This window comes from Bradyrhizobium sp. HKCCYLRH3099 (assembly GCF_051167855.1).
Taxonomy (GTDB): Bacteria; Pseudomonadota; Alphaproteobacteria; order Rhizobiales; family Xanthobacteraceae; genus Bradyrhizobium.
The window spans coordinates 734943-759263 of record NZ_JBNPTW010000001.1; the positions used below are offsets into that span (position 1 = coordinate 734943).

Here is a 24321-nt window from a genome sequence, read left to right on the forward strand (position 1 = left end):
ACCGGTCCCGCTCCCTTGCCCGCCGCATGAGCGGGCTGCGAAAATCAGCACCGGGAGCCTACCGGGTGCGCTTCCGTGCGCGGTGCAGCAGTGCTATGACGCGCTTGATTTCACAAGCGCTTTCCATTCCTGGCGCGCTGTTCCCAAGAAGGCCCCATCGATCATGGCAAAAATCAAGGTGACCAATCCGGTCGTCGAACTCGACGGCGACGAGATGACCCGGATCATCTGGCAGTACATCAAGGACAAGCTGATCAACCCGTTCCTTGACATCGATCTGCAGTATTACGACCTGGGGATGGAGAGCCGCGACAAGACCAACGACCAGATCACGATCGATGCCGCCAACGCGATCAAGAAGGTCGGCGTCGGCGTGAAGTGCGCCACCATCACCCCGGACGAAGCCCGCGTGAAGGAATTCGGCCTCAAGGAGATGTGGAAGTCGCCGAACGGCACCATCCGCAACATCCTCGGCGGCGTCGTGTTCCGCGAGCCGATCATCTGCAAGAACGTGCCGCGCCTCGTCCCCGGCTGGACCAAGCCGATCATCATCGGCCGCCACGCCTATGGCGACCAGTACCGCGCCACCGACTTCAAATTCCCCGGCAAGGGCACGCTGTCGATGAAGTTCGTCGGCGAGGACGGCACCGTGATCGAGCGCGAGGTGTTCAAGGCGCCGGGTCCGGGCATCGCGATGGAGATGTACAATCTCGACGACTCGATCGTCGATTTCGCCCGCGCCTCGTTCAACATGGGCCTGGCCAAGAACTACTCGGTGTACCTGTCGACCAAGAACACCATCCTCAAGGTGTATGACGGCCGCTTCAAGGACCTGTTCCAGGAAGTGTTCGACAAGGAGTTCAAGGACAAGTTCGAGGCCAAGAAGATCACCTATGAGCACCGCCTGATCGACGACATGGTCGCCGCGGCGCTGAAGTGGTCGGGCGGCTATGTCTGGGCCTGTAAGAACTATGACGGCGACGTGCAGTCCGACACCGTGGCCCAGGGCTACGGCTCGCTCGGCCTGATGACCTCGGTGCTGCTGACCCCGGACGGCAACACGGTGGAGGCCGAGGCCGCCCACGGCACGGTGACCCGCCACTTCCGCGAGCACCAGAAGGGCAAGGAGACCTCGACCAACTCGATCGCCTCGATCTTCGCCTGGACCCGCGGCCTGTCGCACCGCGCCAAGCTCGACAACAATGCCGAGCTGGCGAAGTTCGCCTCCACCCTGGAGAAGGTCTGCGTCGACACCGTCGAGGCCGGCTACATGACCAAGGACCTCGCGCTCCTGGTCGGCGCCGACCAGCGCTGGCTGTCGACGACCGGCTTCCTCGATAAGATCGCCGAGAACCTGACCAAGGCGATGGCGGCGTAAGTTTCGCCACTTTCGCCCTTCAAATTCGTCACCTATCAACGGGCCGCGCCACCAGCGTGGCCCGTTTCGTTTCCGCCGCCACCCTCGAGGACTTGACCATGCGCGTGATCCCGAATTTGTCGCTGCTCCTGTTGGGCGCCGTCTCCATCCCCGTCCAGGCTGCCGAGACCACTATTCCCGATGCTCTCGTGGCCGCCGGCGAGAAGCCGGTGCTGACGCTGCATGCCGAGGGCGCGCAGGTCTACGAGTGCAAGACCGACAAGGACGGCAAGCTCGCCTGGGCGTTCCGCGAGCCGATCGCCACGTTGTTTGATGGCGGCAAGACCGTCGGCCGGCACTACGCCGGGCCGAACTGGGAGCATCAGGACGGCTCGGGCGTGACCGGCCGCGTCGTCGGGACCGCCATCGGCGCCACCGACAACGACATCCCCTGGCTCAAGCTCACGGCCACTGCGCACAAAGGCTCCGGCCTCCTGGCCAACGTCACCACGGTGCAGCGGATCAACACCGCCGGCGGCAAGCTCGAGGGCGCCTGCGACACCGCGGGACAATTCCGCAGTGTGGCCTACGCCGCCGACTATGTGTTCCTGAAGAAGGAGTAGGCCCGCCGACGCGCGGCCGGCTCACAGCCCGAGCCGGTCCCGCACCCGTCCCGCGATGACAGCACCGGTCACGGCGACGGGCCACAGGCCGTGCAGCGGGATCGGCTTGATGCCGGTCACGGGCATGTCGATCTCCGCCTTGGTCCCGCTAATCAGCCGACGCGCGAGCTGGGCGCCCATCGCCGTGGACAGCGCCACGCCCCGGCCATTGCAGCCGAGCGAGATCAGGATGCCATCGGCAGGCTCATGGACATGCGGATAGTGGTCCTTGGTGATGGCCAGCCGGCTGTTCCAGCCATGGGTCCAGGCCACGCCGGTGAGCTGCGGCCACAGCCGCTCCGCATAGCGCATGAGATAGCCGACGTCGCCGGGCGAATTGATCCAGCGCATCGGGCCGCGGCCGCCCATCAAGAGGCGGTTGTTCTGGTCGATGCGGTAGTAGACCGTGATGTGCCCGCTCTCATACAGCACCGAGCGCGTCGGCATGATCGCGCGGACCACATCCTCCGACAGCGGCGCGGTGGCTGCGATCGAGGAGAACACCGGAATCACGGTCTGGCGCAGCTCCGGCCAGAGATCCCCGGTGAAGCCGTTGGTCGCGATCAGCACCTTGTCGGCGTGCACCACCGCCCGCGGCGTCTCGATCCGCCAGCGCGTGCCGTCGCGGCGCAACGACAGCGCCGGCGTGTCGCCATGGACCGCGGCGCCGGCCGAGATCGCCGCCCGCGCCAGCCCGCGCGCGTAGTTCAGCGGATGCAGATCGCCGCCGCGCGCGTCGAACATGGCGCAGACATAGCGGTCGCTGCCGGTGACCTCGCGCAGCTTGTCGCGGTCATACAGCTCGACCGGCATACCGCGGCGGATGCACTGCTCGGCGGTGCGCTCGATCGCCGTGGCGCTCGCGGGATGATAGGCGGCGCGCAGCGTGCCCTGCTGCCGGGCCTCGCAGGGGATCTGATAGCGGCGGATCAGGTCGTGGGTGAAGTTGGTCGTGCCGTAGGCGAAGTCGATCATGCGGCGGCCGAGCTCGGTGCCGAAATCGGCCTCGATCTGGTCCGGGTCATGCTTGAGGCCGGGATTGGTGTGGCCGCCATTGTTGCCGGAGGCGCCCCAGCCGGGCTCCTGCGCCTCGAGCACCACGCAGTCGGTGCCCTGCTCCGCCAGATGCAGCGCCGTCGACAGGCCCGTAAAGCCGCCGCCGATGATCGCAACCGAAACGTTCTTGTCGACGTCGAGCGGCGGGGTCGCCGCGGGCTCAACAGCCGTCACGGCGTAGACCGACGGCGGCAGCGGAAGGCGATCGGGATTTGTCATGGCAGTCTCGCTTGGATCACAGCGGATGCAGCACGCGGCGCAGGAAATCCTGCGTGCGCGGGTGCTGCGGTTGATTGAGCATCGCCTTCGCCGGGCCCTGCTCGACGATGACGCCGCCGTCGATGAACAGCACGCGGTCGGCGACCTCGCGGGCAAAGCCGATCTCATGGGTGACGACCACCATGGTCATGCCGTCATCGGCGAGCTTGCGCATCACGCCGAGCACGTCGCCGACCAGCTCGGGATCGAGCGCCGAGGTCGGCTCGTCGAACAGGATCGCCTTGGGCTGCATCGCGAGCGCGCGCGCGATGGCGACGCGCTGCTGCTGGCCGCCGGAGAGCTGAGGCGGATGCATGTCGGCCTTGTCGGCGAGCCCGACCTGGGCGAGCAGCGCTCGGCCACGCTCCATCGCCGCTGCGCGCGGCTCCTTCTTCACGTAGAGCGGCCCCTCGATGACATTGTCCAGCGCGGTCCGGTGCGGGAACAGGTTGAAGCGCTGGAACACCATCGAGACCTGGGTGCGGATCGCCACGATCGATCGCGCGTCGCGATCGACCCGCAGCCCCTCGACGCTGATCGTGCCGCGATCGTAGCTTTCGAGCCCGTTGATGCAGCGGAGGATGGTCGACTTGCCGGAGCCGGACGGGCCGATGATGCAGACCACCTCGCCCTTCTCGACCGAGGCCGTGATGCCCTTGAGCACCTCGACCTTGCCGAAACTCTTGTGAACGTCGGCGAGCTCGATCATCGGCGTGACGCCCGCTTCTCGAAGTGTCGGACCAGCAGGATCAGCGGGATGCTCATGGTGAGATACATCAGCGCCACAAGCGTGAAAACACTGGAGTTCTTGAACGTCGAGGACGCGATCAGCTTGCCCTGCAGCGCCAGCTCGGCGACCGTGATGGTCGAGGCCTGCGAGGAATCCTTCAGCATCATGATCATGACGTTGCCATAGGGCGGCAGCACGATGCGCACCGCCTGCGGCAGCACCACGCGGCGCATCGTCATCCACCAGCCCATGCCGATCGACTGCGCCGCCTCGATCTGCCCCTTGTCGATCGCCTCGATGCCGGCGCGGAAGTTCTCCGCCTGGTAGGCCGAATAGGCGATGCCGAGGCCGAGAATGGCAGCCTGCAACGCCGACAGGGTGACGCCGAGGTCTGGCATCACGAAGTAGAGATAGAACAGCAGCACGATGATCGGGATGCCGCGGATCAGATTGATCAGCGCCGCGCTCAGGCCGGACAACACGCGGATGCCCGACACCCGCATCATCGCCCAGACCAGCCCGAGCACGGTCGAGAGCAGCAGCGATCCCAGGGTGACGATGATCGTCAGCACCACGCCGTTGAGCAGGATCGGAAAGAACTCGACGGCATCGTGCCAGAATCGATTCATGATCCGGTCAGCCCTTCAGGCCCCATTTGTCGAGAATCTTGTCGACCGTCCCGTTCGCCTTCAGCTTGGCCAGCGAGGCGTTGACCTTGCCGAGCAGCTCCGCCTCGCCCTTTCGCACGGCGATGCCGACCGAGCCGACCGTCACCGGCTTGTAGCTGGCGACGAGCCGCGCGTCGGGAAAAGCGCCCTGCTTGAGATTATAGGCCAGGATCGGATAGTCGGCGAAGCCCGCCTTGAGGCGGCCGGTGTTCACGTCGCGCAGGATGTCGGGAATGGTGTCGTAGGCCTTGACCTCGGAGAACAGCCCGGACTTCTTCAGCGCGTCGACGAACGCCGTGCCGACCTGTGCGCCGACCACCTCGCCCTTGAGATCCTCCTGCGAGGCGTAGGCCTTGGTGTCGGCCTTGGGCACGATCAGGCCCTCGCCATAGGTGTAGATCGGATCGGAGAAATCGACCACCTCCTTGCGCGGCGGGGTGATGAACATCGCGGCGGCGATGATGTCGATCTTGCTGGACGTCAAGGACGGGATCAGCGCCGAGAACTGCATCGGCTCGATCTGCACGTTGAAGCCGGCGTCCTTGCCGATCTCGGTCATGAGATCGACCATCACGCCCTGGATCTGGTTGGTCTTGGTGTCGAGGAAAGTGAAGGGAATGCCGGTCGGGGTCGAGCCGACCTTCAGCACCTGCTGCGCCGAGACAGGCGCGACCGCCGCCAACACCAGGGCCGCGCAGGCGGCCCGAACAAAACCCTTCAACAGCATCACATCCCCCTTCGGACCGGCCGGCCGCAGTGAGCCTCATCAGTTGCAATGGCAGCCGTTGCGGGCCGCGCGGTTTCGGCCTATTTTCACCAATATGAAAATTTGGGCATACTTCGGCGGATGTTGCAAGCGGTTTTCATGCAAATGAAGGAAGCGGTCTGACGTGAGTGGAGGCAAGAGATTGCGCAAACCCAGCGCAGCCGCACCTTCGCGAAAGCGCAAGGCGCCGTCGCAGACGGCCGCGACGGCGGTCGAGCCGGCGATGGACGTCGCGGTCGGCGGGCGCATCCGCGATCTCAGGCGCGACCGGAAATTGTCGCTTGAGACCGTCGCGGCGCAGACGGAGCTCTCAATCGGTTTCCTCAGCCAGATCGAGCGCGGCCTGTCGTCACCGTCGCTGCGCGTACTGGCGACGCTCGCCGACGTGCTCGGCGTCGGAATCGCCGCGCTGTTCGGCGGCACCCCGGGCGGCGATGCGGCGTCCGACGCCGTGGTCACGCGCGGCGCGCAGCGGCCGGAGCTCAAGCTGTGGCGCACCGGCGTGTCCAAGCAGCTGCTCAGCGCGGGCGGCGCCGACACCAAGCTCAATCTGTTCCTGGTGCATCTGGAGCCCCGCGGCTCGACCGGCGACGAGCTCTACACCCATGACGGCGAGGAAGCGGGCCTGGTGCTCGAAGGCGAGATGATCCTCACGGTCGATGCCGAGACGTGGTCGCTCAAGACCGGCGACAGCTTCCGCTTCGCCAGCCGCCGCCCGCACCGCTTCTCCAATCCGGCCGACGACGCCAAGGCCGTCGTGCTCTGGGTGAACTGCGTGACGTAAGGCGCCTCACGCCTCGCGATAGTCCAGCAGGATCAGCCCGACCAGCACGAACGCCACCGGCCACACCCAGGCGGCGGCGCGGCTGATCTTGCCGTCCATCCGCAGCTCCAGCCAGCGCGCCCAGCCGGCGGTGATGCCGCAGAGCGCCAGCGGCGTGTGGCTCATCTCGATCAGCAACTGGTCCTTGATGTTGGCGATGGCGTGCGAATGCGTCATCAGCAGCGCGCCGCCGGCCGCGACCGTCAGCGGAAACACCAGCGCGGCGCGGCCCGCCTGCTGTCCGCGCAACCGGACGCGCCATTCGAACAGGCCGAACAGGATGATCAGCACCACGAACAGCCGGTGCTGCGCCACTTCCGGATCGCGCCACGACGCCCAGAAGCCGATCGGGCCGAGCGGCCAGGCCATCTCGTCGGCACGCAGGAACAGGAACGCCGCCATCACCAGAAACAGCAGCGGCCAGTGCCGCGCCCACCGCCCCCAGGAGAAGCGCTCGACCAGCGCGAGCACGCCGATCAGCACGACGAAGATCCCCGCCCAATGGTGGTTGTATTCCGACCAGGCGATGTCGGCCGCGCTGCGCGGCAGGATCACGCCCTCGCCCGGCACATAGGCCTGCGGCGCGGTCACGCGCTGCGCATCGGCGGCATCGATCTTGGCCTGGAGCTGCGAGACCGTGAGCTGGTCGACCGAGGGGCTGGCCAGCCGCGGCCATTGCGGCGCGGCGCGCTCGACGATCTCCGCGAAGCTCAGCCGGTCCTGGCTGAGATCGATGCCGGGCGGCAGCGAGGTCAGCGAGCCCGCGGTCAAGAGCACCGTCAGCCCGATGCCGAGCTCGACCTCGCCTCGCGCGATTTTGGAGGACTCCAACGTCGACTAAGGTGAAAACGGCGCTGCGCAACAGTGAACTCTGATATGTAGACGCGGCTCATCGGCCAACCGTTTCCAGTAGACATTTCCACTTATGGGTGTACTATAGAGACATATCTTTTTCGCCATAATGGTTACTATTACCGTCCGCTAGCCCGGATGACTGTGGTGCTGCGCCCGGAGGGACAGCAAATGATCTTTCGTGACAAACAACAAGATCAGCATTCATTTTGCGCCATGCTCACGGAGTTAACTGTCAGCTCTCTAGCTGCGTGGCTCATCTTATCTTGCACAATATCGCCGCTGCTTGCCGCCGACGAATGCACTGTCGACAGCGCTTGGCAGCGCGTGAGACAGACCTTTCCAATTCACGATCAGGGCCTCGCACACTGTGAGAATTTGCAAACCGGACGAACAATCCTAGTATGGACCGAGCCCCCCCCGCACATACCTGCCGATCGGGCAGACTCTGTTGTCCGGGCTCTCTTGACAATACCGTCAGAAAAGATCGAAGCAATTCAGAGGCGAAGAAGCACACTTGGATTTGACGGCTGGGTGGAGGATCTCATCATCTCCATCGATACCAGGGAAGCGATAACAAAAACTCAACTTCAAGAGAGTCTCGCGCTGCTCGCCACCGCGACTTTCGGCAGCACCTACAAGGCAGAGATAAGGAACATCGACAATCTGACTCGACCTAGCGGTCAGGCCCCACCGCCTTTGGAGGTTAGCAAGGAAGAGCTCGCAAGTTGGCTCCTTGGACCAGCGGCACAAAAACTGACAAGCTTGACAGGGACGCCAGCAACACTGAAAGAGCTCGCGACAAAAAACGAAATCGGAACATTCTACAGCGACAGACCCGGACTCGTTGTCGCTCTGATGCCTCGTAGCACAAGCGATTTACTGAACAACTACATTCCTGACCTCCGCAAATTCTTTGTCGACACCGACGCATTTATCGGCGCAATCAAGCTAAGTGATCGGAGGGTCGCGTTAATTGGGCGTGAGCGCACAACATCTCGCGTCGACATGCCCCCACTTCGACTAGAGACCGTTTTTCTCTTGGCGTCGGAACGATCATTCCAGCTATCTCAAAGCTATGAGAGAAGAAGACCTTTTGCTGGAAAGCTATTAGCGCACGCGGGCGATCTACTCGGCTGGGACTGGGCCCCAATTCTACTCAGCGATAGTATCATCGATACTGAGTTTGGAAGCCTCCTTAACTTTACCGACAACATGCTAAAAAGCTGGTCGGAGAGCGGACATATTTCGTACAGAGGATTTCCCCACCCCCTCCCCCCTTACTATCCATTCGGATTCTCCGGTGCCCTGCGGAGTCTGAAGACGACGCGCCTGACATACAACTGGAATACAGCGGGCGTTGGTCTAGTCTCGTCCATTGATGGACTTGATGTGTTCGTACCACGAAATACTGGCAGCCTTCCCGTATCGTATTTTCCGGAAGGCTCGATCGATAATAATGAGAGTGCGAAGGCGACGCTCTCGAAGGCCGAAGACGACGCCTACTCTTACTTTAGTTCGTTACGCAATCCACTCCTTGAGCGGGCTCTACAGTACGCGTGCCTTTTCCAAGTGTTTCGTGCTTTTGACATGCGAGCAAACCGTCCGCATGACTATGCACCCGCTTCGGCTACCATGACAAATGTAGAGGAAATACTATCGCGCAACGTCAAAGAAGCACTCGGTGCACTTCAAAACGACACAGGTCCGTCAACAAAGGATCTTTGGCTCAACGACGAGTTTCTTGATCGAGGCACGGCAGCAGTCAGAGATCTTCTGAACAAGTTACCTCCACCTGATGTGCAGCAAGAACTAGCGAAGCTACGGTCCCGTTTCAAGACAACATCTGTTCTCCTGGAACAGTTTGGCGGACCTAATTGGAAGGAGCAGGTGGCGAACGCGACGGCGCGAGGCGAAGATACCGCCCCTGAACTGAAAAGCTTGCTAGACCCCTTAGTTCACACTGGAATTCGGATAGTGCGCTCACCCGAAACCGTGCGACGACAGGTCGTCAAAGCACTCGAACACAATCCAGCAGGTTGGATCAAAACGCCCTCTATCGTTTTGTCTAAATCTGGCGAGGACTTACGCGAGCTAGTCGGCGGCCACAATATCGGAGGTCGAGCCACTCGCGTTGTGGTAGATCCAACCCTTCGAAAGGGTCAGGTTAAGAGCGGAGGTAGTTACGCAGAAGGGCGAACAATACGAATCAGTCCAGCGGACAAAGATGCAGAAAGCGATATTGTCAGACTCTTCGACAGAGAGGTTGGTCTAATTGACGAAAATCAGGCGAAAGGCATTCAAGCCGCTGAAAGACATTTGGCGACTTCACGAGTAGCAACACGGCCGATTCGCACGATCGCTGACGCACTGCAGATTAGAACGGACCGGATTGTTCGAGGCGCAGGTCCAGACGCGAAATCAACACAAATCGGGTTTCGCCTTGAAGGAAGCAGCTCCAAAGCGACGCCTGAGCTTGACGCAATCATCCAGAGCACGGGACCTGACGTGCTCGTCGCGCCATCGCCACCATCTGGCTATGTTTTAATTAGACCCCACCCAGCACCACCGAAAACGATCGCGACGCCGAACGTCACCAGCATGTATGAAGCACTTGAAACTACGATAAGAGACGTCTCATTGGGACCACCGACTGTGGCGAAGCCAAAAGTGATATTCAGTTCAACGGGCAAGGCGGACGTCGTACGTCATATCGAATCTCTTTACCGGCGCGGCGAGAGCGTCGCTGGCGCTGGCGGAAAGCCGCCATTTGGCGGCGAGCGGAGCCTCTTCGGATTTGCCGACGGACCTGACCCGCAACGACGACTGATGTATAGCGCTCTGAAACGGACCGAACCATCGCCTAAGACAGAAGGGACAGTATTCGAGAACACCGTGGACCGGATTAAGTCCTGGATAGGCCGAGACTCTGAGCGAATACACGTCAAGCCGGCTAGTTTTGCGTCTGAGCTGAAGGCAACGCCTAGGTGGTCAGAGGCAGAGATCAGATTTCCAAAGGAAGAAGACAGCATCTTTGTGGATGTTTCATCAAATCCGGGCCATATGCATGTTGTTGAGGTAACGGTTCCAGTTACCATCGAAAGTAAGCCTCAATCGATATTCATTCGGGCAATAGCGTGGTTTAAAGATAAACCTGAAGTTGAAAAACTCTTAAAACTCAACTCAGATAGCTTGAAAGCATTCAAAAGCTCGACCAACATCGATCTGGAAGACGCTTTCACGCGATATAAAAGTATTATGCTACGTGAAAACGGAGCGTCAACTATTGAGATTAACCTGTCCCGCGAGGGGCGCGATATCGTCGTCGTTGATAGCATCATCCCCCCTTCTCGTCGCAAAGATGTATGACAATCACACCTGCAATTCGGGATTGCGCCCTGCTGCTTGCCCTCCCTCGCAGCTTAGACGCCATTCAGAATGCGTTCGAAGGAAACGCTTATGCTGACTACGTTGGCCGAGGCCGTCTTTGGGGCAACGCTTCAGAGCTGTGGGAAAGAACATTTGAGAGCGTCGCGAATGCAGCAAACAGTCTAGCGGCCGAGGCCAGACATCTCGGAGTCTGGGTAACGGAAGACGCCACACTGGAATCTGCCCGCGATGTTTTTAATGAATTCCCTATTGTTACTGTAGTAGCTCATTGGCGCGGCCCCGCATTTTCGAAGGACGATATCTTGTTGGCAACGCCGATCGTTACCAAGCGGCTATTAGAAGCGTCTGACCATGTTGCCACACACTTTCGAACAAGCATGCCTTCGCATTGGGTAGAAAAACTTAGAGGGAGCGAAGAGGTTCGACGCTCTCGTTTGGCAGAACTAATCGATAAGAGATTAAGGGGACTTCCTGCTTTAACGCCGCCCCCCGACGGGGCACAATGGCATATGGATGCCAGCACTATTCATCATTTCAACCGAGCTGCGCTTGACGATTGGTGGCCTGAAGCATTTAGAGCCGGCAATCGCCTGGAGCTGGCTGACGGCCTGCACTCAGCCATTGACATTGGCAATGTCGTCTCAGATTTGTGGACCGGCGTGGCCGATCTTTCAAACTGTCAGTCCGCACAAATTATCTCAGCAATAAAACGATATCGTCCAGATCGTATCGTCATAGCCAACGAACTCGAAACAGACCCTATTAGTCGAATGGCTGCGTTACGGATTACTTACGACCTCGTCGCACGAGGGTGGGACTACGTCGAAGCACGACATCGGCTGGCAGACGTCATCCTGCAACACGAGCGAGAAGAGACGAGACGATGAATACGTTGAAGACGGCGCTTCCAAATGCATTTCCAGACATAAGGAAACTAAGCGGAGAAGGTCGAACAATCGACCGAGACCGCCTTATGCTGGTCTTGGATGGACTAGCCAGAAATCTCAAGCGTGCATACTGGATCAGGCTTTCGATTGGAGCACTCGTTTTTGCTCTTCTCCTCTTTTTGGTTTTCAAGAATTACGGAGATACCAGAGTACTAACCGCAACGATTGCCGCGACGGGCGTGACCGTTGGCGGGACCATAACTGCGTTAAGGCAAGTCACGGAAGAGATGGCCCGAGTTGGCCTTCTACTCGCAATTGCGCCCGAGTTGAGCGTGGAAGCGCTGACCGAACTAGCAAATACAATAGCAGCCAAACTCTAGACGCGTATAGCGTCGCGATTCGCCTTCAGACCTTTTGGGCAGCTCGAGGGTTGTGTGGCAGCTTGAGGATGGTGCCTTGGATGATACAACATAAAGCGAGTACACTTGGGAGAACAAATCTAATGCGATCTCATTTTGGCAGTCACACTTTATCCTAGCGATGGTTGCGGACGCTGACTCAGCCAGAGTCAATTGGTGTACACCCTCTCACGCCTCGCGATAATCCAGCAGGATCAGCCCGACCAGCACGAAGGCCACCGGCCAGACCCAGGCGGCGGCGCGGCTGATGCGGCCGTCCATCCGCAGCTCCAGCCAGCGCGCCCAGCCGGCGGTGATGCCGCAGAGCGCCAGCGGCGTGTGGCTCATCTCGATCAGCAGCTGGTCCTTGATGTTGGCGATGGCGTGCGAGTGCGTCAGCAGCAGTGCGCCGCCGGCGGCGACCGTCAGCGGAAACACCAGCGCGGCGCGGCCCGCCTGCTGCCCGCGCAGCCGGACGTGCCATTCGAACAGCCCGAACAGGATGATCAGCACCACGAACAGCCGGTGCTGCGCCACTTCGGGATCGCGCCACGACGCCCAGAAGCCGATCGGGCCGAGCGGCCAGGCCATCTCGTCGGCGCGCAGGAACAGAAACGCCGCCATCACCAGGAACAAGAGCGGCCAGTGCCGCGCCCACCGCCCCCAGGAAAACCGCTCGATCAGCGCGAGCAGACCGATCAGCACGACGAAGATGCCGGCCCAATGGTGGTTGTATTCCGACCAGGCGATGTCGGCTGCGCTGCGCGGCAGGATGACGCCCTCGCCCGACACATAGGCCTGCGGCGCGGTCACGCGCTGGGCGTCGGCGGCGTCGATCTTGGCCTGGAGCTGGGAGATCGTGAGCTGGTCGAGCGAGGGGCTGGTCAGCCGCGGCCATTGCGGCGCGGCGCGCTCGACGATCTCCGCGAAGCTCAGCCGGTCCTGGCTGAGATCGACCCCGGGCGGCAGCGAGGTCAGCGAGCCCGCGGTCAAGAGCACCGTCAGCCCGATGCCGAGCTCGACCTCGACGAAGCGTTTCATCCGCATCAAGGGGGCTGCGGGATCGCCACGGCGCAGCCGCTCGACGGCGAAGAAGTTGGCGGCGCCGAGCGCGAGCAGCATCACGAGCATCGCGACCTTGGCCGAGGTCATCACGCCATAGGCCGTGCCGTAGATCGCCTCGAACGAGCCGAGATAGGCGATTGCCATGATGGTGCCGCCGAGCACGATCGCCGCCACCGAGGCCATCGACATCAGCGAGTAGCGCCGGCCGATGCGGCGCTGGTCGTCCTCCGCCGTGCAGCCGTTCAGCGCGAGCAGGAAATACGGCAGGCCGCCGATCCACACGCCGGCGCCGAGCATGTGCAGGAAATCCGCCGCGAGCAGCGGCCAGCGCACGTCGAGCCGGCTCGCCGCATGCGTCAGGTTGAGCTGCATCGCCAGCGCCAGCCCCATCAGCGCAACCAGCGCCGCGGCGCGCCACGTCACCCAGGTGCCGGTCCGCGCCAGCGCGGCGATGCCGAGCGCGCAGGCGGCGACCACGACGCCCGAGCGCGCGAAGTCCGCGCCGATGGCCTCGCGCAGCGACAGATCGAGCGTGCCGATCAGCGCCGCCATGTTGACGGCCAGCGAGAGGGCGACCACGGCGAACCAGCCATAGGCGCTGCGGCGCAAGAACCGCTGCGCCCGCTTGCCGACCACCAGCGCATCGGCCGACAGCTTGTCCTGCATCGGCCGCAGCAGCAGGAGCTGGAACGCGATCCCGCCGATGGTGAACGACTGCGCCAGCAGCGTCAGCCCGCGCAGCACCACCGAGAGATAGCCGAAGATGTCGAGGAACAGCGCCATGACTGCAGGACGATGGCTAGCGCACGGTGAACGGAATGTCGCCGCGGGTGATGTGGCCGTCGACGCTGAGCACCTGCCATTGCAGGTGCCAGGCGCCGGGGCTGAGCGCCCTCGCCTGCGCATCGATCTCGTCGGCTGGCGCGTCCGCCGCAGGGGTCAAGGCCTGCTCGGCACCATCGGGCGCCTTCAGCTTCAACCGCGACCTCGCGTGATCGATGCGGCTGTTGAAGCGCAGCCGGATCGCGAGCGCCTCCTTGTCGATGGTCGCGCCCGAGGCGGGCTGCGACGAGACGATGATGGCGTGGGCGGAGGCTGTGGCGGGCAAGGCGAGGACGGCCAGGGGCAGCACGAGGCGAAGTCGCAGGGCGAGCATGGGATGATTGCCGACATCTGAGGATGCACAGCGTCCCGCAAGCAAGAGCTGCGCCCGGAGAAAAGAACGATTCCGTTCTAATCTATGGCAGCCGCCCGTTCCATACCTCACCACAATGCCGTGAGCGGAGCTGTGGACAGCCAGTTTGGCGCGCACCGGCCGACGCCTGCCCTGCCCGTCCCGCATTCCCGCTGCGGCGAAATTTAGGGTCGAATCGTCAAGGACTTCGCTGTATGCCTCGCCCCATCATTGCCGCCCGTCCGGCCGTCGCGGCCAGTCGTCCTGCCCGCCGGACCAAGATTGCCCTGATCCGAGGAACGCCGAAGGAACCCGTCATGCCCGCCTATCGCTCCCGCACCTCCACCCATGGCCGCAACATGGCCGGCGCCCGCGGCCTGTGGCGCGCCACCGGCATGACTAACGAGGATTTCGGCAAGCCGATCATCGCCGTGGTCAACTCTTTCACCCAGTTCGTGCCGGGCCACGTGCACCTCAAGGATCTCGGCCAGCTGGTCGCGCGCGAGATCGAGAAGGCCGGCGGCGTCGCCAAGGAGTTCAACACCATCGCCGTCGACGACGGCATCGCGATGGGCCATGACGGCATGCTCTACAGCCTGCCGTCGCGCGAGCTGATCGCCGACAGCACCGAATACATGGTCAACGCGCATTGCGCCGACGCCATGGTGTGCATCTCCAATTGCGACAAGATCACCCCCGGCATGCTGATGGCCGCGATGCGGCTCAACATCCCCGCGGTGTTCGTCTCCGGCGGGCCGATGGAGGCCGGCAAGGTCAACATCCAGGGTAAGCTGCGCAAGGTCGATTTGATCGACGCGATGATCGTGGCTGCCGACGACAAGGTGTCGGACGCCGATGTCGAGGTGATGGAGCGCTCGGCCTGTCCGACCTGCGGCTCCTGCTCCGGCATGTTCACCGCGAATTCGATGAACTGCCTGACCGAGGCGCTCGGCCTGTCGCTGCCCGGCAACGGCTCGGTGCTGGCGACGCATGCCGACCGCCGCGGCCTGTTCGTCGAGGCCGGCCATCTGATCGTCGACCTCGCCCGCCGCTACTACGAGCAGGATGACGCGAGCGTGCTGCCGCGCTCGATCGCCAACTTCAAGGCTTTCGAGAATGCGATGAGCATGGACATCGCGATGGGCGGCTCGACCAATACCGTGCTGCATCTGCTCGCCGCCGCGCATGAGGGCGAGATCCCGTTCACGATGACCGACATCGACCGCCTGTCGCGCAAGGTGCCCTGCCTGTGCAAGGTCGCGCCCGCCGTGGCCGACGTGCACATGGAGGACGTGCATCGCGCCGGCGGCGTGATGGGCATCCTCGGCGAGCTCGCTCGCGCCGGCCTCTTGCACACGGAATTGCCGAGCGTGCATTCGGCCTCGCTGGCATCAGCGCTGGAGCGCTGGGACATCCGCCAGACCTCCAGCGAGAGCGTGAAGAACTTCTACATGGCCGCCCCCGGCGGCGTGCCGACCCAGGTCGCCTTCAGCCAGGACCGCCGCTATCAGGAGCTCGATCTCGATCGCGAAAAGGGCTGCATCCGCGATCTCGACCATGCCTATTCCAAGGATGGCGGCCTCGCCGTGCTGACCGGCAACATCGCGCGCGACGGCTGCATCGTGAAGACCGCGGGCGTCGATGCCTCGATCCTGAAATTCTCCGGCCCCGCGCGCGTCATGGAAAGCCAGGACGCGGCGGTCGAGGCGATCCTGACCAACAAGATCAAGGAAGGCGACATCGTCGTCATCATCTATGAGGGCCCGCGCGGCGGCCCCGGCATGCAGGAGATGCTGTATCCGACCAGCTACCTGAAATCGAAGGGCCTCGGCAAGGCCTGCGCGCTGATCACCGACGGTCGCTTCTCCGGCGGCACCTCGGGCCTCTCGATCGGCCACGTCTCGCCGGAGGCCGCAGAAGGCGGCATGATCGGCCTGGTGCAGGAGGGCGACCGCATCGAGATCGACATTCCGAACCGCACGATTCATCTCGCGGTGTCGGATGAAGAGCTCGCGCAGCGCCGCGCCGCGATGGAAGCCCGGGGCGACAAGGCCTGGAAGCCGAAGACCCGCGCCCGCAAGGTGTCGACCGCGCTGAAGGCCTACGCCGCCTTCGCGAGCAGCGCCGCCAAGGGTGCGGTGCGCATCGTAAAGGACTGAGAGAACGCGGCGGCGCCGGCCCGAACGGCTCGGCGCTGCCGCCCTCGCCTCGTAACGGATTGATCTCGACGAGACGCTGCTGACGGGGCCACAACTCAGACCGTCTTCTGGTCAACCAGTCCTGGATTGCTTCCCTCCGCTCGCAATGACGGGTGTGGCGAGCACCGCGCCCTCCACACACTCCGTCATCGCGAGCGCAGCGACGCGATCCAGGGGCCACGGACGACACTTCGGGTGACTTCGCAACTCTCGCTTATTTCGCTCTTGCCCCCTCGCGCGAGCAGGTTCACCCTCCTGTCCAAAGGCGCGTCGACCATTACGCACGCGCTCTGATCTCCGGGGAAGGACCGCCATGTTGAACCGCCGCAGCCTGCTGCTCGCCTCGCTCGCCGCCGGAGTGACGATGACCACCACAGCCGCGCGCGCCAAGCCCTCACAGCCGTCCACACCAGTCGATTTCGACGTGCCGCCCGGGGCCTGCGACTGCCACACCCACATCCACGGCGATCCCGAGAAATTCCCGTTCGCGGCCAACCGCGTCTACACGCCCGAGCCGGCCCTGCCGGAAGAGATGGCCGCCCTGCACAAGGCGCTGCACATCCAGCGCGTCGTCATCGTCACGCCGAGCGTCTACGGCACGGATAATTCGTCGACGCTCTACGGCATGAAGGCCAGGGGCAACGACGCCCGCGGCGTCGCCGTCATCGACGACAAGACCACCGAGGCACAGCTCGATCAGATGAATGCCGACGGCTTCCGGGGCATCCGCCTCAACCTCGCGACCGGCGGCATCAACGATCCCACTGTCGGCCGCGCCCGCTTCCAGGCCGCGGTCGAGCGGATGAAGGCGCGCGGCTGGCACGTCCAGCTCTACACCAACACGCCGATGATCGCGGCGATCAAGGACCTGGTGATGCAATCACCGGTGCCCGCCGTATTCGATCATTTCGGCGGCGCGCAGGCCGAGCTCGGCCTGGAGCAGCCCGGCTTCTCCGACCTCGTAGAGCTCGTCCGCAGCGGCAAGGCCTACGTCAAGATCTCCGGCGCCTACCGCGCCTCGACGAAGGGCCCCGATTACACCGACGTCATCCCGTTCGCGAAAGCCCTCATCGCCGCCAATTCCGACCGCATCGTCTGGGGCACCGACTGGCCGCACCCGGATTCCTCGCCGCATCCGGAGCTGAAGGTGACCGACGTCAGGCCGTTCTATCCGATCGACGACGGCCGCCTGATGAACCAGCTCCCGGTGTGGGCACCGGATGCGGCGATCCGGAAGAAGATCCTGGTCGATAATCCGGCGAGGCTTTACGGGTTTTGAGCCGTGCACTGACCTTACGCCCGTCATTGCGAGCGCAAGCGGTGGACTACAAACTCCGCCGTCATCGTCCGCGAAGGCGGACGATCCAGTACGCCGGGACGATCTTGATCAACCCGAGACGTCGCGGCGTACTCGATGCCCGCCTGCGCGGGCATGACACCGCGTTCTTGCCGCGTATGCTTTGCCGCAGCCCGCATGAGCGCAGCGACATGCGGGGTCTCACGCGCTGTGCTTTGAGAACCCGGGGTCGCTTCGCTCGCCCGGGCTACACACCTTTCGTCATTCCGGGGCGCGCGTAGCGCGAGCCCGGAATCCATAACCACAACTGTCTCGATCGAAGCGCGATGAATGTGGCCAAAGCTCGCACAACGATGACCATTCGTGGTTATGGATTCCGGGCTCAGCCGCTCACGCGGCCGCCCCGGAATGACGACCGTTTGCGTGACGACGAGCTTGGCTCGCAACAGCGTATGACGCTGCGCTAGTCCGCCGGACGTGTCACATCAGCCACCGCGCGATTCTCGCTGCGCACCACCGTGAACATGTCCCATATCGCGATGAACATCGCCGCGATCACCGGGCCGATGATGAAGCCGTTCAGCCCGAACACCTCGATGCCGCCGAGCGTCGACAGCAGCACCACGTAGTCCGGCATCTTGGTATCCTGCCCGACCAGAATCGGGCGCAGCAGATTGTCGACGAGGCCGATCACCAGCGCGCCATAGGCGATCAGGATCACGCCGTGCCAGATTGAGCCGGTCGCCAAGAGATACAGCGCGACGGGAAACCACACGATGCCCGCGCCCACCGCCGGCAGCAGCGACATGAACGCCATCACCACGGCCCACAGGAGCGGCGCGGTGATGCCGAGGAACCAGAAGATCAGGCCGCCGAGCGCGCCCTGCGCCAGCGCGACGACCAGATTGCCCTTCACCGTCGCGCGGATCACGATGATGAATTTCGAAAGCAGCGCGTCGCGTTGCTCGTCACGCAGCGGGATGGCGTCCGCGATTCGCCGCGACAACGTCTCCTCGTCGCGCAGCAGGAAGAACAGCAGATACAGCATCAAAAACAGGCTGACGAAGAACTCGAACGTGCCCTGCCCGATATTGAGTGCCTGGCCAGCGATCACCTGGCTGCCTCGCAACAGCAGCGCCGACAGCCGGTCCTTCAGCCCCGCCAGGCTGCCGAGCCCGAAGCGGTTCAGCAGATCGACGATCCAACTGGGCAGCGCGTCCAGCATCTTCTGGAAATACTGCGTGACGTCCAACTGGCCGCCCTGCACCTGCCCGTAGACGCCGGCCGCCTGCTGCGCCAGCGCCGCCGCGACCAGCGAGAATGGAATGATGATGATCAGAACGACCAGCAGCACGACGATCGCCGCCGCCAGCCCGTCACGACCATGCATCGACTGTGACAGCCGGCGGTGCAGCGGCGCGAACACGATCGCGCCGACCACGCCCCACAGCAGCGCGCCGTAGAACGGCAGCAGGATCCAGCCGAGCGCGAGCGTGATCACAGCCAGCAGAAACAGGAGAACTCGGTCTTCGAAACTGCGCATGTCAATCTTTCGTCTGGTCGCGACTTCCGTTCACGCGCCCAGGTTTCAGGGAGGCTCGTGAGCCGGACATCGCCGCATTCTTAACGTCAACGCACGAACGCGCCAATCGGGCTCCAATCTCGTCGCGGATCAAGCGACGCGGCCAGCGACATCCAAGATCGTTTGCTGCTCATATCACCCTGAGCATGGGGACACACAGCGTCCCCCATCGTCATTCCGGGGCGCGCGCAGCGCGAGCCCGGAATCCATAACCACGACCGCCCGAGGTGGAGCGAACTGCGCGTGACAGCCACTTCGCCCCGCATGGCAGTTCGTGAGTATGGATTCCGGGCTCAGCCGCTGCGCGGCTGCCCCGGAATGACGACTGAACAAGGGGCACGGCCGTGCACCAAAACGCTGGTTTCGGTCATGCGATCAACCACAAAGCCCGTTTCAAGAGCCCCGGCGAAAAATAAATCACTTCCGAAAATCAGCAAATCATGGGTATAACATCCGCGTTCCGGTCCGGATGAGGGGCGTACGCGTCGTCACGACACGTTGGGCCGGCAATGCGGTGGACGTTGGGGCATCGGCGCGCGTGATGTGCGGACGAGCGATGCCCTGGCGTACGTGAAGTCGCGTGGTCCTGGCCTCCCGGTGCTGAGGCCAAGGTATGCGGAGGTCTGACGAGCTCCGCGGCCGACGGGGTCAACAAGCCGGTCCCCGAGGAGAGCGCGTATAAGCGTGAAGCCCACCGCGCAGGGAATGCCGGGATGTCTCGGCTGACCTGTGGTGACTGCCGCCTGCTTTTTTGTCTGCAGGCGGGCCATGGGTGCGGCCAGCGCCCGGCATTCCCTGCGCCCTCATCATTTCGGGGGCCTGCCTGATGCATGATCCGGACGCTCCCTGCGTCGCGGCGATGCTGGAGCTTGTCCCGAGACGGAACCTCGCCTGCGGCCCCCGTTGCCAACCGCGCGCCGAGTGGCAATAGTCCGCGCTTTCCGAGCCGGCCGCGCCGGCCCGTCGACCTGGAGGCATGATGATGACGACGAGACCGGCCGCAAAATCATCCGACAAGGATGTCTGGCGCGTCGGCGTGCTGTTCTCGCGCAGCGGCCTGATGCAGGTCACGGAGTCCGAGCACTTCTTCGGCACCGCGCTCGCGATCCAGGAGATCAACACCGAAGGCGGCGTGCTCGGCCGCGAGATCGAGGTCATCGCCTATGATCCGGGCTCGCAGCCGGAGACCTTCCGCAAGCTCGCCGACCGCCTGTTGACCGAGGACGGCGCCTCCGTCATCTTCGGCTGCTCGACATCGGCGGAACGCAAGGCGGTGCTGCCGGCGATCGAGCGCCGCAACGGCCTGCTGTGGTATCCCTCGCTCTACGAAGGCTTCGAATACTCCCCGAATGTCATCTACACCGGGCCGGCGCCGAACCAGAACGCGTTCCAGCTCGCCGAATACATCGTGCGCAAGCATGGCCCGCGCGTCTATCTGATCGGCTCCGACTACATCTATCCGCGCGAATCCAACCGCATCATGCGCGACCTCGTCGAGTCCTATGCCGGCCGCGTGGTCGGCGAGCAGTATGTGACGATGGAAGCCACCGATGCCGAGCTGACGCGCGGCCTCGATGCCATCAGGGACGCCGCGCCCGACGTCGTGTTTTCGACCATCGTCGGCCGCACCGCGCAGCGTTTCTACCGGATGTATGCACAGGCCGGCTTCGATCCGAAGCGGCTGCCGATCGCGAGCCTCACCATGGCCGAAGGCGAGGTGCGCGCCATCGGCGCCGAATATTGCGCGGGCCATCTGACAGCCGCGAGCTATTTCGGCACGCTGGCGCGCGACAGCAACGACCGCTTCAAGGCGGCCTTCGCGGCCACCTTCGGCGCCGACACGCCGGTCAGCATGTGGAGCGCCTCGGCCTATGCGCAGATCAAGCTGTTCGCGCGCGCGCTCGAACAGGCCGGCAGCCTCGACACGCAGAGGCTGGTGGAGGCCGCGCTCGGCCTCAGCCTCGAGGCGCCGGAGGGACCGATCCGGATCGATCCCGACAACAATCACGTCTGGACCACGCCGCGGATCGGCCGCGTCCGCGCCGACGGCCAGTTCGACATCGTCTGGGAGAGCAAGAGTCCGATCAAGCCGGATCCGTATCTGTCGGTGTCGCCGATCGGCGGCCGCTGGCTGAGCGAAGAGGCGCTGTCAGCATGAGGCCGGATGACCGCATGAAGCCCGGCGTGCGCCGCCTGATCGAGGAGCTGCGCGGCGCCCGCGTGCTGGTGATCCATCCGCGCGACGCCGAGGGCGACGCGCTGATCGATCAGCTCAAGCGGATCGGCTGCAACGTGCGCGGCGTCTGGCCGCCGCCGGCCGCGATCCCGCACGACATCGACACGGTGTTCCAGCTGATCGAGACCTCCGAGGAGATGATCTTCCCCGAGGGCACGACCGAGCATCCGCTCACCTTCATCGCCATCGTCGACTACGAGAATCCGACGATCCTGAAGCGCCTGCTCGACAGCAATGCGCATGGCGTCGTCAACAAGCCGATCCGCTCGTTCGGTATTCTCTCTTCGCTCGTGCTGGCGCGCTCGCTGCGCGGCTACACGCGCCGGCTCGAAGGCAAGGTGCAGAAGCTCGAGGAGACGTTGAAGGCGCGGCGCGACGTCGACAAGGCGGTGAAGATCCTGATGGGATTGAAGCAGGTCGGCGAGGTCGAGGCCTATGAGCTGATCCGCGCGCAGGCGACGCAGAAGCGCGTCGCGATGGCCGACATCGCGATCTCGATCATCAATGCGCAGGAGACCTTGGGCGGATTGGGGGTGCTGGATGCGCCGGTGTCGCGCTGAGGGCCAATTGTCGCGCCCACGGGTTGGGCAGCGGCGGCCTCAAATTTTTGCAAGCGACGGCGTTGACTTCGCTTCGCGCATTTGAGTTACTTGCGGCCAGCGTGGACATCGGATGTCCGCCAATGGCCGGTCGGCCATTTCACATCAGGCTATGCAGCCCTCGTATTGCGCCGCAAGGCGCAGTCGGGGGCTTTTTGTTTGGCGCGCGCGATCCTCGCGAACGCAACGGAGACTCGTGCCTTGACGACGGATGACGACAGCAAACTGCGGATCGCCTGCATCCAGATGCAGCCGATGGTCGGCGAGTTGGCCACCAACCGCGCCCACAGCCTCGACCTGATCAAACAGGCGGTGGCGCAAGGCGCCAAGCTCGTGGTGCTCCCCGAACTCGCCTCCTCCGGCTATGTGTTCAAATCCCGCGAGGAGGCCTTCGCCGCCTCCGAGACCATTCCGGGCGGCCTCGCCGTGACCGCCTGGAGCGAGATCGCGGCGAAGCACGGCCTGCATCTGGTCGCCGGCATTTGCGAGCGCGAGGGGACCAAGCTCTACAACAGCGCGGTGCTGATCGGGCCGAAGGGCTACATCGGCACGTTCCGCAAGGTGCACCTGTGGAACGAGGAGAACCTGTATTTCGAGCCCGGCAATCTCGGCTTCCCCGTCTACCACACCGAGATCGGCCGTATCGGCATGGCGATCTGCTACGACGGCTGGTTCCCGGAGAGCTATCGCCTCAACGCGCTGCAGGGCGCCGACATCGTCTGCGTGCCGACCAACTGGGTGCCGATCCCCGGCCAGGCCGAGGGCCGCGAGGCCATGGCCAACATCCTGGCAATGGCGGCCGCACATTCCAACTCGATCTTCATCGCCTGCGCCGACCGCGTCGGCGTCGAGCGCGGCCAGCCGTTCGAAGGCCAGAGCCTGATCGTCAGCTACACCGGCTGGCCGGTCGCGGGCCCCGCGAGCCGCGACAAGGAGGAGATCGTGATCGCCGACGTGGCGCTCGGCGAGGCCCGCCGCGCCCGCAACTGGAACGCCTTCAACCAGGTCCTGCGCGACCGCCGCTCCGACGTCTACGACGAGATGCTCGGCAGCGAGGTGAAGCGCGGCTGGTACTGACAAGTTCATAATTTCTGTTTCGACCATTCACGGAGGACAATCGATGACATCGCGTTTTCTGACTACCTCGCTGGCACTCGCCCTTGCGGCAACAGCGCTCTCTCCTGCCCTGGCCGCCGATCCAATCAAGATCGGCGTGCCCGTCGGCCTGTCCGGCGCCAACTCCGTGGTCGCGCCATCTGTCGTGCAGTCCGCCGAGCTCGCGGTGGAGGAGATCAACGCCAAGGGCGGCGTGCTCGGCCGCAAGCTGGAGCTGGAGGTCGCCGACGACGCCTCCGGCGCGGCCGGCGCGCAGAAGGCGTTCGACGCCTTGATCTTCCAGAAGAAGGTCAACGTGCTGATCTCGATGGAAACCAGCGCCGCCCGCAACGCCGGCCTGCCGATCGTCGCCCGCGGCAAGACGCCCTACATCTACACCTCGTTCTACGAGGGCAAGTCCTGCAGCCCCTATCTCTACGTCAATGCCTGGGTGCCGGACCAGCAGGTGCCGCCGATCGTCGACTACTTCAACAAGGAGAAGAAGGCGAAGAACTACTTCCTGATCGGCTCCGACTACGCCTTCGGCCGCGGCATGCTCGCATTCACGAAGATGTACATCGAGAAGACGGGCGGAAAGGTCGTTGGCGAAGAATACCTGCCGATGGATGGCTCCGACTGGACCTCGATTATCTCCAAGCTCAAGGCCTCCGGCGCCGACGCGCTGATCACCTCGACGGCAGGCGGCGCGCCGAACGTCACCTTGACCAAGCAGCTCCGCGCCGCCGGCGTGAACCTGCCCTACGGCAACCTCGCCGTCGACGAGGGCACCGCCAAGGGCATGGGGGCGGACGCGGCCGGCATCTTCCTGTCGGCGTCTTACGTCACCGGCATCGATACGCCGGCCAACAAGACCTTCCTGGCCTCAATGGCCAAGAAGTTCGGCGGCGAGCTGAAGACCCCGAACGATCTGTCGGTCCCGCAATACGAGGCCGTCTACGCCTACAAGGCGGCGGTCGAGAAGGCCGGCAGCACCGACCAGGACAAGGTGCTGAAGGCGCTCGCCGAGGTTTCGGTCGACGGCCCCCGCGGCACGATCAAGATGGACAAGCAGCGCCATGCGCCGCTGACCATGTATCTCGGTCAGGTCCAGGCCGACGGCAGCGTCAAGGTCATCCAGAGCTTCAAGGACGTCGATCCGGGCGCGCAGTGCCCGGGCAAGTCCTGACCGATCCAATCCGGATCGCGTATGATCCCGCGGGGCGGACTT

General features: G+C 63.5%; 19 protein-coding genes and 1 pseudogene. 12 read left to right on the top strand and 8 right to left on the bottom strand.

Annotation, left to right across the window (positions count from 1 at the left end; translation table 11 throughout):
- Positions 1-163: 163 nt before the first annotated feature.
- A complete protein-coding gene (locus ACQR1Y_RS03555) occupies positions 164-1378 on the top strand; it encodes an NADP-dependent isocitrate dehydrogenase (protein ID WP_006614518.1) in 1215 nt (404 codons plus the stop codon).
- Between the two features lie 98 nt (positions 1379-1476).
- Entirely contained in the window at positions 1477-1980 is a 504-nt protein-coding gene (locus ACQR1Y_RS03560) for a DUF3455 domain-containing protein (RefSeq protein WP_434875401.1), read from the top strand.
- 21 nt (positions 1981-2001) lie between these two features.
- Here the strand turns inward: ACQR1Y_RS03560 and ACQR1Y_RS03565 are convergent, their stop codons facing one another.
- Genes ACQR1Y_RS03565 through ACQR1Y_RS03580 form a run of 4 tightly spaced genes read right to left on the bottom strand, consistent with a single transcriptional unit; the run spans position 2002 to position 5458 of the window.
- Positions 2002-3294 (bottom strand): NAD(P)/FAD-dependent oxidoreductase, encoded by a 1293-nt coding sequence (locus ACQR1Y_RS03565; protein WP_434875400.1) that lies wholly within the window; start codon positions 3292-3294, stop codon positions 2002-2004.
- Positions 3295-3310: 16 nt separating this feature from the next.
- Positions 3311-4042: an amino acid ABC transporter ATP-binding protein gene (locus ACQR1Y_RS03570; protein WP_434875399.1), complete on the bottom strand. Its 732-nt coding sequence runs from the start codon at positions 4040-4042 to the stop codon at positions 3311-3313.
- Positions 4039-4692: an amino acid ABC transporter permease gene (locus ACQR1Y_RS03575; RefSeq protein ID WP_434858426.1), complete on the bottom strand. Its 654-nt coding sequence runs from the start codon at positions 4690-4692 to the stop codon at positions 4039-4041. The genes ACQR1Y_RS03570 and ACQR1Y_RS03575 overlap by 4 nt, the downstream gene beginning before the upstream one ends.
- 7 nt (positions 4693-4699) lie before the next feature.
- Entirely contained in the window at positions 4700-5458 is a 759-nt protein-coding gene (locus tag ACQR1Y_RS03580) for an ABC transporter substrate-binding protein (RefSeq protein ID WP_434875398.1), read from the bottom strand.
- A 181-nt stretch (positions 5459-5639) separates the two neighbouring features.
- Between ACQR1Y_RS03580 and ACQR1Y_RS03585 the strand changes: the two genes are divergently transcribed.
- Positions 5640-6281, top strand: coding sequence for a cupin domain-containing protein (locus ACQR1Y_RS03585; protein ID WP_434875397.1), 642 nt, complete (start codon positions 5640-5642; stop codon positions 6279-6281).
- A gap of 6 nt (positions 6282-6287) precedes the next feature.
- Here ACQR1Y_RS03585 and ACQR1Y_RS03590 read toward each other — a convergent pair.
- A pseudogene (locus tag ACQR1Y_RS03590) lies at positions 6288-7124 on the bottom strand (copper resistance D family protein); the annotation flags it as partial.
- A 219-nt stretch (positions 7125-7343) separates the two neighbouring features.
- Here ACQR1Y_RS03590 and ACQR1Y_RS03595 point away from each other — a divergent pair.
- From ACQR1Y_RS03595 to ACQR1Y_RS03605, 3 genes are read left to right on the top strand one after another with little or no spacing between them, the layout of a single operon-like run.
- Entirely contained in the window at positions 7344-10541 is a 3198-nt protein-coding gene (locus tag ACQR1Y_RS03595) for a hypothetical protein (protein WP_434875396.1), read from the top strand.
- A complete protein-coding gene (locus tag ACQR1Y_RS03600) occupies positions 10538-11449 on the top strand; it encodes a hypothetical protein (protein ID WP_434875395.1) in 912 nt (303 codons plus the stop codon). The genes ACQR1Y_RS03595 and ACQR1Y_RS03600 overlap by 4 nt, the downstream gene beginning before the upstream one ends.
- Entirely contained in the window at positions 11446-11829 is a 384-nt protein-coding gene (locus ACQR1Y_RS03605) for a hypothetical protein (protein WP_434875394.1), read from the top strand. Before ACQR1Y_RS03600 ends, ACQR1Y_RS03605 begins: the two co-directional genes overlap by 4 nt.
- A gap of 207 nt (positions 11830-12036) precedes the next feature.
- Here the strand turns inward: ACQR1Y_RS03605 and ACQR1Y_RS03610 are convergent, their stop codons facing one another.
- Together ACQR1Y_RS03610 and ACQR1Y_RS03615 are read right to left on the bottom strand one after the other, a co-directional pair.
- Complete coding sequence (locus tag ACQR1Y_RS03610) at positions 12037-13695, bottom strand: copper resistance D family protein (protein ID WP_434875393.1); 1659 nt, start codon at positions 13693-13695, stop codon at positions 12037-12039.
- 16 nt (positions 13696-13711) lie between these two features.
- Complete coding sequence (locus ACQR1Y_RS03615; protein WP_434875392.1) at positions 13712-14068, bottom strand: copper resistance CopC family protein; 357 nt, start codon at positions 14066-14068, stop codon at positions 13712-13714.
- Between the two features lie 335 nt (positions 14069-14403).
- Here ACQR1Y_RS03615 and ilvD point away from each other — a divergent pair, with 335 nt between their 5' ends.
- Both ilvD and ACQR1Y_RS03625 read left to right on the top strand, forming a co-directional pair.
- Complete coding sequence (gene ilvD, locus ACQR1Y_RS03620) at positions 14404-16245, top strand: dihydroxy-acid dehydratase (RefSeq protein ID WP_434875391.1); 1842 nt, start codon at positions 14404-14406, stop codon at positions 16243-16245.
- 352 nt (positions 16246-16597) lie between these two features.
- Complete coding sequence (locus tag ACQR1Y_RS03625) at positions 16598-17563, top strand: amidohydrolase family protein (RefSeq protein ID WP_434875390.1); 966 nt, start codon at positions 16598-16600, stop codon at positions 17561-17563.
- A 481-nt stretch (positions 17564-18044) separates the two neighbouring features.
- Here the strand turns inward: ACQR1Y_RS03625 and ACQR1Y_RS03630 are convergent, their stop codons facing one another.
- Complete coding sequence (locus ACQR1Y_RS03630) at positions 18045-19124, bottom strand: AI-2E family transporter (RefSeq protein ID WP_434875389.1); 1080 nt, start codon at positions 19122-19124, stop codon at positions 18045-18047.
- 1021 nt (positions 19125-20145) lie between these two features.
- Here ACQR1Y_RS03630 and ACQR1Y_RS03635 point away from each other — a divergent pair.
- From ACQR1Y_RS03635 to ACQR1Y_RS03650, 4 genes are all read left to right on the top strand, one after another.
- On the top strand, positions 20146-21321 hold the full coding sequence (locus tag ACQR1Y_RS03635) for a transporter substrate-binding domain-containing protein (protein ID WP_006613891.1): 1176 nt from the start codon (positions 20146-20148) through the stop codon (positions 21319-21321).
- Positions 21322-21335: 14 nt separating this feature from the next.
- On the top strand, positions 21336-21959 hold the full coding sequence (locus ACQR1Y_RS03640) for an ANTAR domain-containing response regulator (RefSeq protein WP_011925683.1): 624 nt from the start codon (positions 21336-21338) through the stop codon (positions 21957-21959).
- Positions 21960-22199: 240 nt separating this feature from the next.
- On the top strand, positions 22200-23075 hold the full coding sequence (locus ACQR1Y_RS03645) for a nitrilase family protein (RefSeq protein WP_434875388.1): 876 nt from the start codon (positions 22200-22202) through the stop codon (positions 23073-23075).
- Positions 23076-23118: 43 nt separating this feature from the next.
- The gene (locus ACQR1Y_RS03650) at positions 23119-24279 is read left to right on the top strand and encodes a substrate-binding protein (RefSeq protein ID WP_434875387.1); all 1161 of its coding nucleotides are present in this window, start codon (positions 23119-23121) and stop codon (positions 24277-24279) included.
- The last annotated feature ends 42 nt before the right edge of the window (positions 24280-24321 follow it).